General features: G+C 50.7%; 17 protein-coding genes. 12 read left to right on the top strand and 5 right to left on the bottom strand.

Going from position 1 to position 18,660, the window contains the following annotated elements; all coding sequences use genetic code 11:
* Window positions 1-68 precede the first annotated feature (68 nt).
* A complete protein-coding gene (gene dld / locus OGY08_RS05080; protein ID WP_079934531.1) occupies window positions 69-1,778 on the bottom strand; it encodes a D-lactate dehydrogenase in 1,710 nt (569 codons plus the stop codon).
* 232 nt (window positions 1,779-2,010) lie between these two features.
* Here dld and bglX point away from each other — a divergent pair, with 232 nt between their 5' ends.
* From bglX to OGY08_RS05055, 5 genes are all read left to right on the top strand, one after another.
* Window positions 2,011-4,308 (top strand): beta-glucosidase BglX, encoded by a 2,298-nt coding sequence (gene bglX / locus OGY08_RS05075; protein WP_125362675.1) that lies wholly within the window; start codon window positions 2,011-2,013, stop codon window positions 4,306-4,308.
* Between the two features lie 232 nt (window positions 4,309-4,540).
* On the top strand, window positions 4,541-5,458 hold the full coding sequence (gene osmF / locus OGY08_RS05070) for a glycine betaine ABC transporter substrate-binding protein OsmF (RefSeq protein WP_008785251.1): 918 nt from the start codon (window positions 4,541-4,543) through the stop codon (window positions 5,456-5,458).
* A gap of 15 nt (window positions 5,459-5,473) precedes the next feature.
* Entirely contained in the window at window positions 5,474-6,640 is a 1,167-nt protein-coding gene (locus OGY08_RS05065) for an ABC transporter permease (RefSeq protein ID WP_008785250.1), read from the top strand.
* The gene (locus OGY08_RS05060) at window positions 6,633-7,580 is read left to right on the top strand and encodes an ABC transporter ATP-binding protein (protein ID WP_003834466.1); all 948 of its coding nucleotides are present in this window, start codon (window positions 6,633-6,635) and stop codon (window positions 7,578-7,580) included. Before OGY08_RS05065 ends, OGY08_RS05060 begins: the two co-directional genes overlap by 8 nt.
* Entirely contained in the window at window positions 7,564-8,295 is a 732-nt protein-coding gene (locus tag OGY08_RS05055; RefSeq protein WP_060683544.1) for an ABC transporter permease, read from the top strand. The genes OGY08_RS05060 and OGY08_RS05055 overlap by 17 nt, the downstream gene beginning before the upstream one ends.
* On the opposite strand, the gene OGY08_RS05050 is transcribed toward OGY08_RS05055, so the two are convergent.
* Window positions 8,276-8,383, bottom strand: coding sequence for a protein YohO (locus tag OGY08_RS05050; RefSeq protein WP_003027354.1), 108 nt, complete (start codon window positions 8,381-8,383; stop codon window positions 8,276-8,278). The two genes, OGY08_RS05055 and OGY08_RS05050, sit on opposite strands and share 20 nt — an antisense overlap.
* Window positions 8,384-8,642: 259 nt before the next feature.
* Window positions 8,643-9,374, bottom strand: coding sequence for an HTH-type transcriptional regulator MlrA (gene mlrA / locus OGY08_RS05045; RefSeq protein ID WP_003027351.1), 732 nt, complete (start codon window positions 9,372-9,374; stop codon window positions 8,643-8,645).
* 225 nt (window positions 9,375-9,599) lie between these two features.
* Between mlrA and OGY08_RS05040 the strand changes: the two genes are divergently transcribed.
* From OGY08_RS05040 to OGY08_RS05030, 3 genes are read left to right on the top strand one after another with little or no spacing between them, the layout of a single operon-like run.
* Window positions 9,600-11,285 carry a sensor histidine kinase gene (locus OGY08_RS05040; RefSeq protein ID WP_003834458.1) on the top strand — a complete coding sequence of 562 codons (1,686 nt, stop codon included), beginning with the start codon at window positions 9,600-9,602 and terminating at the stop codon, window positions 11,283-11,285.
* A complete protein-coding gene (gene btsR / locus OGY08_RS05035) occupies window positions 11,282-12,001 on the top strand; it encodes a two-component system response regulator BtsR (RefSeq protein ID WP_003840155.1) in 720 nt (239 codons plus the stop codon). The genes OGY08_RS05040 and btsR overlap by 4 nt, the downstream gene beginning before the upstream one ends.
* 46 nt (window positions 12,002-12,047) lie before the next feature.
* Window positions 12,048-12,518 (top strand): YehS family protein, encoded by a 471-nt coding sequence (locus OGY08_RS05030; protein WP_003834454.1) that lies wholly within the window; start codon window positions 12,048-12,050, stop codon window positions 12,516-12,518.
* A gap of 43 nt (window positions 12,519-12,561) precedes the next feature.
* On the opposite strand, the gene OGY08_RS05025 is transcribed toward OGY08_RS05030, so the two are convergent.
* Window positions 12,562-13,020 (bottom strand): YehR family lipoprotein, encoded by a 459-nt coding sequence (locus OGY08_RS05025; protein WP_071444692.1) that lies wholly within the window; start codon window positions 13,018-13,020, stop codon window positions 12,562-12,564.
* A 205-nt stretch (window positions 13,021-13,225) separates the two neighbouring features.
* On the bottom strand, window positions 13,226-15,259 hold the full coding sequence (gene metG / locus OGY08_RS05020) for a methionine--tRNA ligase (RefSeq protein ID WP_048215927.1): 2,034 nt from the start codon (window positions 15,257-15,259) through the stop codon (window positions 13,226-13,228).
* Between the two features lie 164 nt (window positions 15,260-15,423).
* Here metG and apbC point away from each other — a divergent pair, with 164 nt between their 5' ends.
* The 4 genes from apbC to OGY08_RS05000 all read left to right on the top strand — a co-directional run bounded on the left by apbC (window position 15,424) and on the right by OGY08_RS05000 (window position 18,648).
* Window positions 15,424-16,533, top strand: a complete 1,110-nt coding sequence (gene apbC, locus OGY08_RS05015; RefSeq protein ID WP_003027343.1) for an iron-sulfur cluster carrier protein ApbC — start codon at window positions 15,424-15,426, stop codon at window positions 16,531-16,533.
* Between the two features lie 265 nt (window positions 16,534-16,798).
* Window positions 16,799-17,080: a DUF2574 family protein gene (locus OGY08_RS05010; RefSeq protein ID WP_048234930.1), complete on the top strand. Its 282-nt coding sequence runs from the start codon at window positions 16,799-16,801 to the stop codon at window positions 17,078-17,080.
* A gap of 284 nt (window positions 17,081-17,364) precedes the next feature.
* Window positions 17,365-17,904 carry a fimbrial protein YehD gene (gene yehD, locus OGY08_RS05005; protein WP_125362674.1) on the top strand — a complete coding sequence of 180 codons (540 nt, stop codon included), beginning with the start codon at window positions 17,365-17,367 and terminating at the stop codon, window positions 17,902-17,904.
* Window positions 17,905-17,967: 63 nt separating this feature from the next.
* The gene (locus OGY08_RS05000; protein ID WP_125362673.1) at window positions 17,968-18,648 is read left to right on the top strand and encodes a fimbrial assembly chaperone; all 681 of its coding nucleotides are present in this window, start codon (window positions 17,968-17,970) and stop codon (window positions 18,646-18,648) included.
* The last annotated feature ends 12 nt before the right edge of the window (window positions 18,649-18,660 follow it).

Genomic DNA, 18,660 nt, shown 5'->3' with positions numbered 1-18,660 from the left:
TGTAGCGGTAGGCCGGGCAAGCGAAGCGCCCCCAGCAACATGCCCGGTGGCGCTTATCTTTTTCTGGTTTACGACTCTTTCCAGAACTTTTGCTTACTCGTTTTACCAATCCCCGGATTCATACTGTTGGTGGGGTCATTCTCGCGGTAAAAACGGGTTAATGTTTCCGGTGCTTTATACAGATGTCCGACGTTATGCTCTGCCGGATACTGTGCTCCGCGCTCGTGCAGAAGTTCCAGCATCTGCTCTTTCAGGGCATGCGCATCCACGCCTTTTTTCACGATGTAATCCTGATGGAAGACGTAGCACATAAAGTGGCCGTAATAGAGTTTGTGCACCAGTTGGCTGTCGATCTCTGCAGGCAGATGCTCGTACCATTCGGTGTCGTTACGGCGCAGCGCGATATCCAGCGCCAGAATATCTTCCACTTCATCGGCATGTACGGCCTGGTAACGAATCGCCGCCCCAGCCGCCGCAAAGCGATGCAAAAACGCCTTGCTGCCTTCTTCCGGCGTACAGGCAAAGAAGTCGCCTTCAGCGGTTTTGAAAAACTCGCTTAGCCAGTTTTGCGCTTCAGCCACGCCACCACCGGCCATTTTTAACAGCAGGTGATGTTCGTACTTATCGCGCCAGCTTTTCATGCGCGCGGGTAAGTGGCTGGGGAACAAATGGCCAAATTTCTGCATTGCCCGATCGGTGAAATGTGGACGGAAAATTTTCACTTTTTCCAGCATTGCATCGGTGCGACCTTTCAGGGTGAAGAAGAACGGCATTTTGTCGGTGCCGAGCTTGTCGATCATCAGAAACGTATCTTTGCCGTATTGCTCAGCGATGTCATAAATATCGCGGTGCATATATTCACCGGCGACCGGCAGATGCTCAAATTTTGCCAAAATATGACGGCGGATCTCCGTCAGCACCTCTGGCTGGTTGGTACCGATGTAAAAGACCTGCTGGTTTTTTTCGGCTTCGAAGGTGTCCAGACGCACCGCAAAAACCGCGAGCTTGCCTGCACAACCGGATGATTCAAACAACCGATCCGGGTCGGCGTTATAGCGAGCGGGCGTGTCCGCCTCAATATCTCTGACGCGGGTAACGTAGTCGTGATCGTGTGCATGACGCCCGTCATGGCGCACATCGTCATCTTTGATCCGCTCGTCATCAAGTTTGCTCAGAATCTGTTCCGGGGTCTGGCCCAGTTCGATACCCAGATGGTTAACCAGCTGTAATTTTCCCTGCTCGTCAATACGCGCAAACAGCGACATCTCCGTGTATGCCGGGCCGCGCTGAACCAGCGAGCCGCCGGAGTTGTTACAAATACCGCCAATCACTGAAGCGCCGATACAGGAAGATCCGATCACCGAATGCGGCTCACGGCCAAACGGTTTGAGCGCTTTTTCGAGTGAATAAAGCGTGGTGCCGGGATAGGCCAGCACCTGTTCGCCTTTGCCGATGACGTGCAGCTTATCAAGGCGCAGGGTGCTGATAATGACAATCTCGCGGTCATAATCATTACCGCTCGGCGTAGAGCCTTCGGTCAGGCCGGTGTTGGCGGCCTGCATCAGGATAATTTTATCTGCGGCGACACAAGCGTTCAGGACGCGCCACAATTCTAAAAGCGAGCCAGGGAACACCACGGCGAGCGCATCGCCATGACCGGAGCGGAATCCCTTGCGATAGCGGGCGGTTTTAGCAGGGTCTGTGAGCAGGTGTGAATGACCTACCAGACGGGTCAGTTCATTCAGAAAAGCTTTATTATCTGTTGTAATGGAAGACATTCTCCACTCCTTGTGGTGGGACTCAATATCAGGAACAAGCATAGCGCTTTGTATGACAATACGCTTTCTCATTCACATTGTCTCTGGGTTGTCTTCCACTGAGTCGCGTTGGTTTCGAAAATTAGGAGAATAACCTTAGCTTTCTTTATCGCTCCCGTTTAGTCTTACGGCAAACTGCGGTTTTTGTTATATTTTCGCTGCCTCGTCGGGAAAAAATAAAGAGAGAATCAACATGAAATGGCTATGTTCTGTAGGTGTCGCGGTGAGTCTGGCGTTGCAACCAGCGCTGGCGGACACGCTGTTTGGTAACCATCCTCTGACGCCAGAAGCGCGGGATGCATTCGTTACCGATTTACTTAAACAGATGACCGTGGATGAGAAAATTGGGCAACTACGCTTGATAAGCGTCGGGCCTGATAACCCGAAAGAAGCCATCCGCGAGATGATCAAAGACGGGCAGGTTGGGGCAATTTTTAACACCGTCACGCGCCAGGATATCCGCAAAATGCAGGATCAGGTGATGGAGCTCAGCCGCCTGAAAATTCCTCTCTTTTTTGCCTACGACGTATTGCACGGCCAGCGTACCGTGTTCCCGATAAGTCTCGGCCTGGCGTCCTCTTTTAATCTCGATGCGGTCAGAACCGTTGGCCGTATTTCCGCGTATGAAGCTGCCGATGATGGTCTGAATATGACCTGGGCGCCAATGGTCGATGTCTCTCGCGATCCGCGCTGGGGCCGTGCTTCAGAAGGTTTTGGTGAAGACACGTATTTAACGGCTACGATGGGTAAAACCATGGTGGAAGCGATGCAGGGGAAAAGCCCGGCTGACCGCTATTCGGTGATGACCAGCGTCAAGCACTTCGCCGCCTATGGCGCGGTTGAAGGTGGCAAGGAATATAACACCGTCGATATGAGCCCACAGCGCCTGTTCAACGACTATATGCCGCCGTATAAAGCCGGGCTGGACGCCGGTAGCGGTGCGGTGATGGTGGGTCTTAATTCGCTAAACGGTACGCCTGCAACCTCAGACGCCTGGCTGTTAAAAGACGTGCTGCGTGATGAGTGGGGCTTTAAGGGGATTACCGTTTCCGATCACGGCGCGATTAAGGAACTGATTAAGCACGGTACCGCCTCCGATCCTGAAGATGCGGTGCGTGTGGCGATCAAGTCCGGCATCAACATGAGTATGAGTGATGAGTATTACAGCAAATATCTGCCGGGCTTGATTAAATCCGGCAAAGTGACGATGGCGGAGCTGGACGACGCCGCGCGCCACGTGCTGAACGTGAAATATGATATGGGGCTGTTTAACGATCCGTACAGCCATCTGGGAGCCAAAGAATCTGACCCACAGGACACCAACGCAGAAAGCCGTTTGCATCGCAAAGAGGCGCGTGAAGTGGCGCGCGAAAGCCTGGTGCTGCTGAAAAACCGTCTGGAAACGTTGCCGCTGAAAAAATCCGCCACAGTGGCGGTTGTCGGTCCGCTGGCCGACAGCAAGCGTGATGTGATGGGCAGTTGGTCCGCCGCCGGTGTTGCCGATCAGTCGGTAACGGTGCTGACGGGGATTAAAAATGCCGTCGGCAAACAGGGCAAAGTGCTGTACGCCAAAGGGGCGAATATCACCAACGACAAAGGCATTGTCGATTTCCTCAACCTGTATGAAGAAGCGGTAAAGGTTGACCCGCGTTCGCCGCAGGCGATGATCAATGAAGCCGTTAACGCCGCGAAGCAATCTGATGTGGTTGTCGCGGTAGTCGGTGAAGCGCAGGGCATGGCGCATGAAGCCTCCAGCCGCACCGATATCACCATTCCACAAAGTCAGCGTGACCTGATTGCCGCGCTGAAAGCCACGGGTAAACCGTTGGTTCTGGTGTTGATGAACGGTCGTCCGCTGGCGCTGGTGAAGGAAGATCAACAAGCCGATGCGATCCTCGAAACCTGGTTTGCCGGGACGGAGGGCGGTAACGCCATCGCCGATGTGCTGTTTGGTGATTACAATCCGTCAGGCAAGCTGCCGATGTCTTTCCCGCGCTCTGTTGGACAGATCCCGGTCTATTACAGCCATCTCAATACCGGTCGTCCGTATAACGCCGATAAGCCGAACAAGTACACGTCGCGCTACTTTGATGAAGCCAATGGTCCGTTGTATCCCTTTGGTTATGGCCTGAGTTACACCACGTTTACGGTTTCTGATGTGAAGCTCTCTTCTCCGACGATGAAGCGTGACGGAACCGTGACGGCCAGCGTGCAGGTGACCAACACCGGCAAGCGCGAAGGTGCAACGGTGATTCAGATGTATTTACAGGATGTGACCGCCTCCATGAGTCGTCCGGTAAAACAGCTGAAAGGTTTTGAAAAAGTGAATCTTAAGCCAGGTGAAACTCAGACCGTCAGCTTCCCGATTGATATTGAAGCGCTCAAATTTTGGAACCAGCAGATGAAATACGATGCAGAACCTGGCAAATTTAACGTTTTCATCGGCGTGGATTCCGCCAGAGTGAAGCAGGGCGAATTTGAACTGCTGTAATAGATGAATAAAGTCATGCAGCATGCCTGATGGCTCTACGCTTATCAGGCTGACAAAGTCGTATCATCCGGCAAATTCATATTGGGTTTGCCGGATTTTTTTTATTTTATTATCGCCTTACCGCTAATAACTCTCAGCGTTACCACCCAATTGCCAGGTTAAGGCTTGATTTTTCGACTATGCTTTTTCCTCAAGTCTCTGAAAAGGGCCGCAAAAAGATGAGGAGTACAGCATGATAATCTCAAAAGTATCGGTGGGTTCGCTGGTGCTGTTAGCCGCGATAAGCCTACCCTTACAGGCCGCGTCACCCGTCACGGTTGGTTCAAAAATAGATACCGAAGGGGCGCTGCTCGGCAACATTATTTTGCAGGTGCTCGAAAGCCATGGCGTGAAAACTGTCAATAAAGTACAGCTGGGCACCACCCCAGTAGTGCGTGGGGCAATCACCTCCGGTGAGCTGGATATTTATCCGGAATATACCGGTAATGGCGCATTCTTTTTTAAAGATGAAAATGATCCGGCGTGGAAAAATGCGCAGGCCGGTTTCGAGAAAGTGAAAAAGCTGGATGCAGAGCAAAATAAGCTGGTCTGGCTAACGCCTGCACCCGCCAATAATACCTGGACTATTGCGGTACGCCAGGATGTCGCGCAAAAGAACAAGCTTGAGTCCCTTGCTGATTTAGGCCGCTACCTGAAAGACGGGGGAACGTTCAAACTTGCTGCCTCTGCTGAATTTATCGAACGGGCTGACGCGTTGCCTGCGTTTGAAAAAGCCTATGATTTCAAACTGAATCAAAATCAGCTGTTGTCGCTAGCTGGGGGAGATACCGCGGTGACGATTAAAGCAGCGGCGCAGCAGACTTCTGGAGTCAATGCGGCGATGGCTTATGGCACCGATGGCCCGGTTGCGGCGCTCGGTCTGCAAACTTTAAGCGATCCCAAAGGTGTCCAGCCCATTTATGCGCCAGCACCCGTCGTACGTGAATCGGTGCTGAAAGACTACCCGCAAATGGGAGAATGGCTACAACCGGTTTTTGCCAGCCTGGATGAAAAAACGTTGCAGCAGCTGAATGCCAGTATTGCCGTGGAGGGGCTGGATGCGAAAAAAGTTGCAGCAGACTACCTGAAGCAAAAAGGATGGGTGAAGTAACGGAGTTTGCAGCAGGTGGGTGTTTTGTCAAAGATTTCAGTTAATCGGGTGCTGTTGTTACTGGTACTTCTTACCTTCGCGGCGGCAGCGCTGCCTTTCATTAGCTATGCGCCTAATCGCCTGGTCTCCGGTGAGGGGCGCCAACTCTGGGATATCCGGCCCGACATGGCGTGGGGATTGGCAGTAGCCTGTTCGCTGCTGTTTCTTCTGTGCTTTGTACCGGGAAAGCCCGGCAATATATTGACGCTTGTTATTAGCCAGTTGCTGGTTATTGCAGCGCTGGTAACCGCAGGAACAACGGCAACGTATCTGGCCCAGACGGGAAGTCCACTGGCCAGAACCAGCCTGGGCAGCGGGTTCTGGTTGGGGCTAGGACTAATGTTGCTGGCCGCCAGTGACGCCATTCGTCGCATAACCGAGCTGGCATCATGGCGTTGGCTGTTGCACGCGCAAATGTTTATTTTTCCGCTGGTGCTTTTGTTCTCCGGCACGTTTAACGATCTATCCCTGCTTAAAGAATATGCCAACCGTCAGGATGTCTTCAACGACGCCCTGGCGCAGCATCTGACAATTCTGTTCGCTACCGTGGTGCCCGCGCTGCTTATTGGTGTGCCGTTGGGCATCTGGTGTGCTTTCTCTGTCTCCCGTCAGGGGCCGGTTTTTGCGGTACTGAATATCATCCAAACCATTCCCTCAGTCGCGCTGTTTGGCCTGTTAATTGCGCCCCTTGCCGGGTTGGTGAAGCACTTTCCTTTGTTGGGTTCGCTCGGCGTCGCCGGAACCGGCCTGACGCCTGCGCTTATTGCGTTAGTGCTGTATGCGCTGTTACCGCTGGTACGTGGCGTTGTGGCTGGGTTGAATCAGGTGCCGCAGGATGTACTGGAAAGCGCCCGAGCGATGGGGATGAACACTTTCCAGCGGTTTGTCTCGGTGCAGTTCCCGCTGGCATTGCCAGTCTTCTTGCGCAGTTTACGGGTAGTGATGGTGCAAACGGTGGGAATGGCGGTGATTGCTGCACTGATTGGCGCAGGGGGATTTGGCGCGCTGGTCTTTCAGGGATTGCTCAGTAGCGCCGTCGATTTAGTGTTGCTGGGCGTGATCCCGGTTGTGGTACTGGCGGTATTGATTGATGCGCTGTTTGATTTAGGGCTCGCGCTGCTAGAGGTATCGAATAATGATTGAATTTCGCCATGTCAGTAAAACCTATGGCCAGCAAAAAGCCGTTGACGACCTTAATCTGCGGTTGGGGGAGGGCAGCTTTTCGGTGTTAATTGGCACGTCAGGTTCCGGGAAATCCACCACGCTGAAAATGATCAATCGGCTGGTTGAACATGACAGCGGACAGATTCGCTTTGCCGGGGAAGAGATCCGCAGCCTACCGGTGCTGGAGTTAAGGCGGCGCATGGGATACGCGATTCAGTCTATTGGCTTGTTTCCCCACTGGACCGTCGCGCAGAACATCGCCACGGTGCCGCAGCTACAAAAGTGGTCGCGTTCACGTATTGATGACCGAACAGACGAACTGATGGCGCTGCTGGGTCTTGAGGAAAGTTTGCGCCATCGTTATCCGCATCAGCTGTCTGGCGGGCAACAGCAGCGGGTCGGAGTGGCGCGTGCCCTGGCGGCAGATCCTCAGGTACTGCTGATGGATGAGCCTTTTGGCGCGCTGGATCCGGTCACCCGCGGTGCGCTGCAGCAGGAGATGACGCGCATTCATCGTCTGCTCGGGCGTACCATTGTGCTGGTGACGCATGATATCGACGAGGCGCTAAGGCTGGCGGAGCATCTGGTTCTGATGGATGCAGGAAAGGTAGTGCAGCAAGGCACGCCGCTGTCGATGCTGACAGCACCGGCGAACGAATTCGTGCAAACATTCTTTGGCCGTAGTGAACTGGGCGTACGTCTGTTGTCGCTTCGCACGGTAGGGGATTTTATCCGTCGCGGTGAACACACAGCCGGTGAACCGTTGGTAGATGAAATGACGCTGCGTGATGCGTTGTCGGTGTTCGTAGCGCGCGGTTGCGACGTCTTGCCGGTCGTGACCCCGCAGGGGGTGTCCTGCGGGACGCTTCATTTTCGTGATTTGCTTTCGGAGATGCCGACCCGTGAAACGTCTTGCTGATCCGTTGTTATGGCTTATTGTCCTGTTTCTGGTCCTGTTAGTTGGGTTGCCTCATAGTCAGGCCTTGTTCAGTGCGCTATTTCCGGCGCTACCGCGTCCCGTGTATCAGCAGGAAAGTTTTGCGGCGCTGGCACTGAGCCATTTTGGCCTGGTGGGGATTTCAAGCCTGATTGCCGTACTCATTGGCACCGGGGCCGGTATAGCGGTAACCCGACCCTGGGGCGCGGAATTCCGGCCGATGGTGGAAACCATTGCCGCCGTGGGGCAGACCTTTCCGCCAGTTGCGGTGTTGGCGATAGCTGTACCGGTGATGGGATTTGGTCCTGAACCGGCAATTATCGCGTTGATCCTGTATGGCGTATTACCGATCTTGCAGGCAACACTGGCGGGACTCGGCGGAATTTCACCCAGCGTGATGGATATTGCCAGCGGAATGGGAATGAGTCAGGGGCAGCGGCTGCGTAAAGTCGAGTTGCCGCTGGCGGCCCCGGTGATTCTGGCCGGGATTCGCACGTCGGTGATTATTAATATCGGCACCGCAACCATCGCCTCAACCGTTGGGGCGAACACGCTGGGTACGCCGATTATTATCGGGCTGAGTGGGTTCAATACCGCCTATGTGATTCAGGGCGCGCTGCTGGTCGCGCTGGCGGCAGTGATAGTTGATCGCGGGTTTGAGCGATTAGCGAGCCGCCTTACCCGGCACGTAAAATGAATGTGTAGCCTGCCAGCATGACGCCGCCGATACCGCCGATAGCCATTAGCAGAAAGAGGGTGATAACACCGATTTTAGCTGCGCTCATTATGCACTCCTTATGTGAATCCAAGGATTGTACACGTTTGTTAATAGAATATTAAGAGCCTGGATCATTAGGCGTTATTGGCGCAGACAGTTTGAACACGGCCAGCGCGGAAGAACCGGAGCGTACACGTAGTACGTGAGGATTATTCGCTACGCTCACCCTCCGGGCCGCCCTAAAGGGCGTTCAAAACTCTCTGAGTGTTGTCTGAGCACTGCCCAGGTTCGAAATGGCAAGCAAAATAGCCCTAATGGGCCAGGCTCTAAATACCGAGTGGATAAATATCGTGACCCAACGCGCGCCATTCGTTCAGCTGTTGCTGCTGAGCGGGCGTTTGGTTCTCGCCGCACCAGACAAGCAAGGTGCGACCTTCAAACAGCTCCGGTCGCAGTTGGTTCAGCGAATGGGCAAGGACGTCAATGCGCCATCCCTGCTGGCTGGCGACCCAACCTTCCAGCCATAAACGGGTCGTATCCTGAATGTTCCAGCCAACCACCAGAGCATCTTTCCCCTGTTTCTTACGTGCTGAGGCCAGACAAATAGCGATGTAGTTGATCAGTACGCCGTCGAGGATCCCCAGTAACGCCTGCAGGATCGGCTGTTGGCATTGCAGACGTCGGCGTAACGGAATGAACAAATGGGTGTTGAGCGTTTGTGCGGGATAATCCTGGCCACGCTCTTTGATCCAAAGTCTGAGGCTATGCAGATTATTACTTTGCAAATAGCTCAACAGCGTCTCTTGTTGTTCACGCCAACCGTTATGCACATCAATGCTCTCATTGCTGAGCAACATTTTAACCTTGCTGACCTGGACACCGTTGTTTATCCAGCGTTTTATCTCGCGGATCCGGTCGATATCCGCATCGTTAAACAGGCGATGCCCGCCGTCTGTCCGCTGCGGTTTAAGTAATCCGTAACGCCTCTGCCACGCGCGTAAAGTGACAGGGTTGATATCACAAAGCAAAGCCACTTCACCTATTGTGTAAAGCGCCATCGTCGTCTCACTCTTGCTCGCGAGGTCCCAGTTTTACTTTAGACGCTCTTTTGCGAACCAGGTAGTTTTGTCTGTTTTTTGATCTATGAATGGGTGAATTTGTAACCATGCTCGCGCTTTCGAGTGATCGTTCTCACAAATTCGTTTTTTTTTGCAACACTTCAAAGAAAGTTACACGCAGCCCATGTATGTTACGCGCTTTTAAGTGATGTGTGGTTGGCGGGTATGTACGAGTTTAATCTGGTGTTGCTGCTGCTTCAGCAGATGTGTGTGTTCCTCGTTATCGCGTGGCTCATGAGCAAAACGCGTTTGTTTATTCCGCTGATGCAGGTGACTATCCGACTCCCGCATAAACTGCTTTGCTATGTTACTTTTTCCATTTTCTGCATTTTAGGTACCTATTTCGGGCTGCACATTGATGATTCTATTGCCAACACTCGCGCTATAGGCGCGGTGATGGGCGGGCTGCTTGGCGGCCCTGTGGTCGGTGGTTTAGTTGGTCTTACCGGCGGTTTACATCGTTATTCGATGGGTGGGATGACTGCGCTTAGCTGCATGATCTCGACCATTGTGGAAGGGTTGCTCGGCGGGCTGGTGCACAGCGTGCTTACCCGTCGTGGTCGCACCGATAAAGTCTTTAGTCCGCTGACTGCGGGGGCGATTACCTTTGTCGCCGAACTGGTGCAGATGCTGATCATCTTATTAATTGCCCGTCCGTTTGACGATGCGTTTCGGTTGGTCAGCAATATTGCCGCGCCTATGATGGTAACCAATACCGTGGGCGCCGCCTTGTTTATGCGTATTTTGCTCGATAAACGGGCGATGTTTGAAAAATATACCTCCGCTTTTTCCGCCACAGCACTCAAAGTTGCCGCCTCAACGGAAGGTATTTTACGCCAGGGGTTCAACGAGGTTAACAGCATGAAGGTTGCTCAGGTGCTGTATGAAGAGCTGGATATCGGTGCGGTGGCGATTACCGATCGTGAGAAACTGCTGGCATTTACCGGTATTGGTGACGATCATCATCTACCCGGAAAACCTATTTCATCGTCATATACCCAACGCGCGATTGAAACCGGAGAGGTGGTGTATGCCGATGGGAATGAAGTTCCTTACCGTTGCTCTTTGCACCCGCAATGCAAATTAGGCTCGACGCTGGTGATCCCTCTGCGAGGTGAAAACCAGCGGGTAATGGGGACCATCAAACTGTATGAAGCCAAAAACCGCCTCTTTAGTTCGATCAACCGTACGCTGGGGGAAGGGATCGCCCAACTGCTTTCGGCACAGATTCTGGCCGGGCAGTATGAGCGGCAAAAAGCGATGCTCACGCAGTCGGAAATAAAACTCCTGCACGCCCAGGTCAATCCCCATTTTCTGTTTAATGCACTCAACACCATCAAAGCTGTGATCCGACGCGATAGCGAGCAGGCCAGCCAACTGGTGCAGTATCTGTCGACGTTCTTTCGTAAAAATTTAAAACGCCCGTCGGAAATTGTGACGCTGGCCGATGAAATTGAACACGTTAATGCTTATCTGCAAATTGAGAAGGCACGATTCCAGTCGCGTCTTCAGGTGACCTTGACGGTGCCAGAAGAACTTTCGCATCAGCAATTACCCGCCTTTACTCTGCAACCCATCGTGGAGAATGCCATTAAACACGGTACTTCTCAGTTACTGGATACCGGTGAAGTATCGATCACCGCCCGTCGCGAAGGGCAATATCTGATGCTGGATATCGAAGACAATGCCGGGCTGTATCAGCCAACCTCAGAAGCCAGTGGACTGGGTATGAATCTGGTCGATAAACGACTGCGTGAGCGGTTTGGCGATGATTTTGGCATCAGCGTAGCGTGTGAACCTGACCGCTTTACTCGAATCACTTTACGACTTCCTCTGGAGGAACTGGCATGATCAAAGTGCTGATTGTCGATGACGAACCGTTAGCCCGGGAGAATCTGCGGATCCTGTTGCAAGAGCAAAGCGACATCGAGATTGTCGGTGAATGTTCGAATGCGGTGGAAGCCATTGGCGCGGTGCATAAATTGCGTCCGGATGTTCTGTTCCTTGATATTCAGATGCCGCGAATCAGCGGCCTGGAAATGGTTGGCATGCTTGATCCCGAGCATCGTCCGTACATTGTTTTTCTGACCGCCTTTGATGAGTATGCGGTGAAAGCCTTCGAAGAACATGCGTTTGATTATCTGCTCAAGCCGATTGAAGAAGCACGGCTGGAAAAAACGCTAATCCGTTTGCGTCAGGAGCGTACCAAGCAGGATGTATCACTGCTGCCAGAAAATCAGCAGGCGCTGAAGTTTATTCCGTGCAGCGGCCATAGTCGGATTTATTTGCTGCAAATGGATGATGTGGCGTTTATCAGCAGTCGCATGAGTGGTGTGTATGTGACGAGCAGCGATGGTAAAGAAGGCTTCACTGAGTTGACGCTCAGGACGCTGGAGAGCCGTACTCCTCTGCTGCGTTGTCATCGGCAATATCTGGTAAATATGGCGCAATTGCAGGAGATCCGTCTGGAAGACAACGGTCAGGCGGAACTGATTTTGCGTAACGGACTGACCGTTCCGGTGAGTCGTCGTTATCTTAAAAGTCTAAAAGAGGCGATTGGACTGTAAAACTGATACACTGCGCGCCATTGCATCACCGACAGTTGAAGGCTCTATGCTAAGTAACGATATTCTTCGTAGCCTGCGCTACACCCTGAAAGCGAACAATAACGACATGGTGCGTATTCTTGCGCTTGCTGACATGGAATCCACCTCCGCAGGTTTCGATACCTGGATGACAAAAGAAGATGAGGCTGGGTTTGTTCGTTGCCCGGATATCATTCTCTCCGGTTTTTTAAACGGCCTGATTTATCATCTGCGTGGTAAAGATGATTCTGCACCGGAACTGGCGCTGGAGCGTCGTGTTAATAACAATACGGTGCTGAAAAAGCTGCGTATCGCCTTTTCGCTGAAAACCGACGATATTCTGGCTATTATGACCGAGCAGAAATTCCGTGTGTCGATGCCGGAAATTACCGCCATGATGCGTGCACCTGATCATAAGAACTATCGCGAATGCGGCGATCAGTTCCTGCGTTATTTTCTGCGTGGTTTGACATCACGGGTACATAACGCGAAGCCATAAAGAAAAAATGGGCGACGCCGATTAAAATCGGGTCGCCGATGGTTTACTTCACTTCTTTAAAACCCGCCGATTCCATTACCGTTTGCATTTGCTTCATGCTGATGTTTTTATCGGCGTTTTCAGATAGCTTCATCCCTGAAATGGCCTGCAACGCTTTTATATCAACTTTTTCCATATCGATAGTGACATTTTCTTGCGCGTAGGTATCTGAATAGGTGAGTTTTTCTTCTATGCCAGGAATGTTCTGATATTTGGCGCTTAATGCGTCGAATACTTTTGCTGCTTCCTCTTTATTGCTGGCACCGACTGACGCATAGCTAATTTTACTTTCGGAGATTTGCTTCAGGACCTTATCACCTTTATAGGTGTAAGAGACGGTGATATCAGAACCATTAATGTTGGCATTGAATGTTTTTGTCTCTTCTTTATCACCACATCCCGCCAGGGAAAAAACCACAATCGATGCCACGGCGAGAGAAAATAATTTTTGTAACGCTTTCATGTAAAACTCCATTTCATGAATATCGGATGTTAAATAATAACGTCCACGAATCTGGTGAGCCCGGACTACCTTGATACCAGAGCAGTATAGAATAAATCTAATATTAACAACGAAGCAGTCCGAAAATGGAGCAGGGGTTAAGATTAGAGGAAGCACTTGCGTAGAAAAAAAAAGCGCTGCGGTTGCAGCGCTTGAGATGTTTGATTTACTTCACCTGTTGGCCTGGTTTTGCACCTTCGTCCGGGCTTAACAGGAAGATATCTTTCCCGCCAGGACCTGCGGCCATCACCATCCCTTCGGAAATGCCGAAGCGCATCTTACGTGGTGCCAGGTTGGCAACCATAATGGTCTGGCGGCCAATCAGGACCTGCGGATCTGGATACGCAGAACGAATACCAGAGAAGACGTTACGTTTCTCACCACCGAGATCCAGCGTCAGACGCAGCAGTTTGTCGGAACCTTCCACGAATTCGGCGTTTTCAATCAGCGCTACACGCAGGTCAACTTTGGCGAAATCGTCAAAGGTGATGGTTTCCTGAATCGGGTCATCAGCCAGCGGGCCGGTAACCGGTGCTGCAGCTGCTTTCACTTCTTCTTTCGACGCCTCAACCAGCGCTTCAACTTGTTTCATGTCGATGCGATTGTACAGCGCTTTAAAGGTGTTGACCTTGTGGCCGAGCAGTGGCTGTTCAATGGCATCCCAGCTCAGTTCGCTGTTCAGGAAAGCTTCAACACGTTCAGCAAGCGTTGGCAGAACCGGTTTCAGGTAGGTCATCAGCACGCGGAACAGGTTGATACCCATCGAGCAGATCGCCTGCAGGTCGGCATCGCGGCCTTCCTGTTTAGCCACGACCCACGGTGCCTGTTCGTCAACGTAGCGGTTTGCCACGTCGGCCAGCGCCATGATTTCACGGATAGCTTTACCAAATTCACGGCTTTCCCATGCTTCGCCAATCACCGCTGCGGCGTCGGTGAAGGTTTTATACAGCGCCGGGTCGGCCAGCTCAGCCGCCAGAATGCCGTCAAAACGCTTAGCAATAAAGCCAGCGTTACGGGATGCCAGGTTGACTACTTTGTTGACGATATCGGCGTTAACGCGCTGGACAAAGTCTTCCAGGTTCAGGTCGATGTCATCAATACGTGAAGAAAGCTTCGCGGTGTAGTAGTAGCGCAAGCTGTCGGCATCGAAGTGCTTCAGCCAGGTGCTGGCCTTAATGAAGGTGCCGCGAGATTTGGACATCTTCGCGCCGTTCACCGTCACATAACCGTGTACAAACAGGTTGGTCGGCTTACGGAAGTTGCTGCCTTCCAGCATGGCAGGCCAGAACAGGCTGTGGAAGTAAACGATATCTTTACCGATGAAGTGATAAAGCTCGGCGTCAGAATCTTTCTTCCAGTACTCGTCAAAACTGGTGGTGTCACCGCGCTTATCGCACAGGTTTTTGAATGAACCCATATAGCCAATTGGCGCGTCCAGCCAGACATAGAAGTACTTGCCAGGCGCATTCGGGATTTCAAAACCGAAGTACGGGGAATCGCGAGAGATATCCCACTGTTGCAGGCCGGATTCGAACCATTCCTGCATTTTGTTGGCGACCTGCTCCTGTAACGCGCCGCTGCGCGTCCACGCCTGCAGCATTTCGCTAAATGACGGCAGATCAAAGAAGAAGTGTTCGGAGTCACGCATCACCGGCGTTGCGCCAGACACGACGGATTTCGGCTCGATAAGTTCGGTCGGGCTGTAGGTTGCGCCGCAGACTTCACAGTTATCGCCGTACTGATCCGGAGACTTACATTTCGGGCAGGTGCCTTTAACAAAACGGTCCGGCAGGAACATGCCTTTTTCCGGATCGTAAAGCTGGGAGATTGTACGGTTCTTAATAAAACCGTTCTCCTTCAGGCGAGTATAAATCAGCTCAGACAACTCACGGTTCTCTTCGCTGTGCGTCGAGTGGTAGTTGTCGTAGCTGATGTCAAAACCTGCAAAATCAGTCTGATGCTCCTGACTCATTTCACCGATCATCTGCTCTGGCGTGATCCCAAGCTGCTGTGCTTTCAGCATGATTGGCGTACCGTGTGCGTCGTCCGCGCAGATGAAGTTAACCTGGTGGCCGCGCATTCGCTGGTAACGGACCCAGACATCAGCCTGGATGTGCTCCAGCATATGGCCGAGGTGGATTGAGCCGTTGGCGTACGGCAGCGCGCACGTTACCAGAATTTTCTTCGCGACTTGAGTCATAGTGGGCAATTACTTCTTTTGTAGTGAAAAGGGCTTTGATAGTACCAAAATGGTAATTACTGCGCCAAGCGATAAGGGCATTTATCCGTAAATGAATAATTGTTGCGGTTGGAGTAAACTACCTGGTGACTATTGTATATTCAGAACAACAAAAAGGAGTCGGGATGAACGCACAATCCCAGGCCAAATCACCAGAGACCCTGCGCGCCATGGTTGCCGGGACGCTGGCGAATTTTCAGCATTCAACCCTGAAGCATAATCTGACGACGCTTAAAGCGTTGCACCACGTCGCCTGGATGGATGACACGTTGCACGTTGAGCTGGTCATGCCGTTTGTCTGGCATAGCGCGTTTGAGGACTTAAAAGAGCAATGTAGCGCCGATCTGCTGCGTATTACCGGTGCGAAAGCGATCGACTGGAAACTGTCGCATAACATCGCGACGCTGAAACGCGTGAAAAACCAGCCGGGTATTAATGGTGTGAAAAACATCATCGCCGTCAGTTCAGGTAAAGGTGGCGTGGGTAAATCCTCTACCGCCGTGAACCTGGCGCTGGCGCTGGCTGCAGAAGGGGCGAAGGTAGGGATTCTGGACGCCGATATTTATGGTCCGTCTATCCCGACAATGCTTGGCGCGGAAAACCAGCGTCCAACCTCGCCAGATGGTACCCACATGGCACCGATCATGTCTCATGGTCTGGCAACGAACTCCATTGGTTATCTGGTCACTGACGATAACGCGATGGTATGGCGCGGCCCGATGGCCAGCAAAGCGCTGCTGCAGATGTTGCAGGAAACCTTATGGCCGGATCTTGATTATCTGGTACTGGATATGCCGCCGGGCACCGGTGACATCCAGCTGACGCTGGCGCAGAACATTCCGGTAACGGGCGCGGTTGTTGTCACTACGCCGCAGGACATCGCGCTGATCGATGCGAAAAAGGGCATCGTGATGTTCGAAAAAGTCGAAGTGCCGGTACTGGGTATTGTTGAGAATATGAGTATGCATATTTGCAGCAACTGCGGTCACCATGAACCGATCTTCGGTACCGGTGGGGCACAGAAGTTGGCCGAGCAGTATCACACTCAACTGCTGGGACAGATGCCGCTGCATATTTCTCTGCGTGAGGATCTCGATCGTGGTACGCCGACGGTGATTAGCCGTCCTGATAGCGAATTTACTGCTATTTACCGCGACCTGGCAGGACGAGTGGCTGCACAGCTCTACTGGCAGGGAGAGGTTATTCCGGGCGAGATTGCCTTCCGCGCGGTGTAATTTATAGCGTTACAGATATTCACCGCATCAATGTATTATTGATGCGGTGAATATATTAAATTTAAAAATCTTACGATATTGTTCATTCTGCGTTTATAATTCATGCCTTTTTCCGAATAAATCACCTCGATGCATCATTATAATTGATCAAATCTATCTCATTAATCTACAATTTCAATTGGTTCAAACAGGGTGTTATGCCCATAATGTGCTGAACAGGTCCTCTGTATGCTATTTGATGCTAACCACAGGAATAACGATTAAAATGAAAAAAAGTTTACTGATGGGAATTATAGCTCTGACTTATGGAATGAGCGCCCCTACCTTCGCTTCCGATACTGCGACCTTAACAATCAGTGGGCGAGTCGTTGAACCAACCTGTAGTGCTGACGTCGTGAATAACAACGTTCAACAGAAATGCGGTCAATCTCTTCATCTTTCAAATGTTAGTCATGTGGATCCTGTTCCAGCGAAGGGCGTCGTGACCGAGATCGTTTCTGTACCAGGGGATTCTATGCGACAGATAGTGTTAAACCGTTACGATTAGACTAAGAATCTCAGTGTTGATATTAAGCACTCATCATTTATATGAATGATGAGTGCTTTTTTATTTCTCTAACAAATAAAAAACGACAATTAATAACGCTAATTTATTAAATATATAAATAGTGTTTATCTTCACTTATTTGTTGCGATTATATTGCAATTAGTAACTTGTTTTAAATCAACAAAACAACACGTTTACATTGCGGTAACGTTTTTGGTGTGCGAATTTAAATCCAAGAGTTAACCCTCTTAACAAATAGAAATTATTTTATTAAGGAAGATATTATGAAACGTTCAATTATTTCTGCTACTGTGCTGTCTGCTGTATTTATGAGTGCTGGGGCTTTTGCTGCTGATACCGATCAGGGTGAATTGATTATTACTGGTAAGGTAGTTGGAACAACCTGTAAATTTACGGGTGATACCACTGCAACCATCGGTATGAACCAAATTGGTGCTGACAGATTAAATGCCTTAAGTGCCGGTGGTGTTTATGATGGATATACAAATAAGACTACTGTGCCATTAACTGTTGAATGTACTGGGGACAACGCGCCAAAAATTACGTTCTCCAGCTCCCAATTTGATAGTGCTAATAAACATATTACACGAAACACTGCCGCAAATAATGGTGCTGGCTTCTCCGTTTACTATGGTGATGATTTTTCTAAACCGGTTAACCCTGATGAAGGTATTATGTTAACTAAAACTACAGACAATAAATATACGCTGAACTTTAGCGCACGTTATGCAAGAATTGGTTCTGCCGATGTTACTGCTGGTGACGTGGCCTCTTCGCTGACGATGACCGTTGTTACTGATTAAGATTACTATCCTGTTTGTCGGCGGCTCTTGCCGCCGATTATTTCCGCAGTAAGGATAATTATAATGAAAAAAATATTAGCATTATTATTGGCTGGCACAGTATTGCCTGCGTGGGGAGGGGTTTACATTTACGGCACGCGTGTAATTTATCCGGCACAAAAAAAAGAAATTACCGTGCAGTTAATGAATGAAGGTAGCCGCAGTTCACTGGTTCAATCCTGGATAGATGATGGAGATACCAGCTTGCCACCAGAAAAAATCCAGGTGCCATTTGTGATGAACCCTCCTGTGGCGAAGGTCAGCGGAGGCTCTGGCCAACAACTAAAAATTAAGCAGCTGGCAAATACGCTGCCAAAAGATCGTGAAAGCCTTTTTTTTCTTAATGTGTTGGATATTCCTCCTAATTCTGCGGAATCAGAAGGTAAGAATATGATTAAATTTGCCATGCAGAATCGCATCAAATTTATTTATCGTCCGCAGGGTCTTACTGGTGTGGATGAAAAAAGCTTTTCTCGCTTAAGTGTCAGGTATGTCAGTGGTGGTATTAATATTAAAAATAATTCAGCCAACTGGATAACTATTCCTGAATTAGTAGGTAATTCTAAAATAAATAGTGAGACAGTGTTACTTGCTCCGTGGTCAGATAAAAAAGTTATCACTGCTGCTGTTGTTAATCATTACAAGGTTACTCTTATTGATGATCACGGAAACTATTTAAGTGAAAAAATAAAAACGGAAAGATAGTCAAGGACTGAT

It is taken from the genome of Citrobacter sp. Cpo069 (assembly GCF_030332785.1).
Lineage (GTDB): Bacteria > Pseudomonadota > Gammaproteobacteria > Enterobacterales > Enterobacteriaceae > Citrobacter > Citrobacter portucalensis.
Note: the sequence above shows the minus strand (reverse complement) of the source record. Positions and strands in the feature narration are given on the sequence as shown.

Excerpts from the sequence above, each read along its gene's own strand:
- dld (WP_079934531.1), bottom strand. The coding sequence starts at position 1,778 with ATGTCTTCCATTACAACAGATAATAAAGCTTTTCTGAATGAACTGACC.
- bglX (WP_125362675.1), top strand. The coding sequence starts at position 2,011 with ATGAAATGGCTATGTTCTGTAGGTGTCGCGGTGAGTCTGGCGTTGCAA.
- osmF (WP_008785251.1), top strand. The coding sequence starts at position 4,541 with ATGATAATCTCAAAAGTATCGGTGGGTTCGCTGGTGCTGTTAGCCGCG.
- OGY08_RS05060 (WP_003834466.1), top strand. The coding sequence starts at position 6,633 with ATGATTGAATTTCGCCATGTCAGTAAAACCTATGGCCAGCAAAAAGCC.
- OGY08_RS05050 (WP_003027354.1), bottom strand. The coding sequence starts at position 8,383 with ATGAGCGCAGCTAAAATCGGTGTTATCACCCTCTTTCTGCTAATGGCT.
- mlrA (WP_003027351.1), bottom strand. The coding sequence starts at position 9,374 with ATGGCGCTTTACACAATAGGTGAAGTGGCTTTGCTTTGTGATATCAAC.
- OGY08_RS05040 (WP_003834458.1), top strand. The coding sequence starts at position 9,600 with ATGTACGAGTTTAATCTGGTGTTGCTGCTGCTTCAGCAGATGTGTGTG.
- btsR (WP_003840155.1), top strand. The coding sequence starts at position 11,282 with ATGATCAAAGTGCTGATTGTCGATGACGAACCGTTAGCCCGGGAGAAT.
- OGY08_RS05030 (WP_003834454.1), top strand. The coding sequence starts at position 12,048 with ATGCTAAGTAACGATATTCTTCGTAGCCTGCGCTACACCCTGAAAGCG.
- OGY08_RS05025 (WP_071444692.1), bottom strand. The coding sequence starts at position 13,020 with ATGAAAGCGTTACAAAAATTATTTTCTCTCGCCGTGGCATCGATTGTG.
- metG (WP_048215927.1), bottom strand. The coding sequence starts at position 15,259 with ATGACTCAAGTCGCGAAGAAAATTCTGGTAACGTGCGCGCTGCCGTAC.
- apbC (WP_003027343.1), top strand. The coding sequence starts at position 15,424 with ATGAACGCACAATCCCAGGCCAAATCACCAGAGACCCTGCGCGCCATG.
- OGY08_RS05010 (WP_048234930.1), top strand. The coding sequence starts at position 16,799 with ATGAAAAAAAGTTTACTGATGGGAATTATAGCTCTGACTTATGGAATG.
- yehD (WP_125362674.1), top strand. The coding sequence starts at position 17,365 with ATGAAACGTTCAATTATTTCTGCTACTGTGCTGTCTGCTGTATTTATG.
- OGY08_RS05000 (WP_125362673.1), top strand. The coding sequence starts at position 17,968 with ATGAAAAAAATATTAGCATTATTATTGGCTGGCACAGTATTGCCTGCG.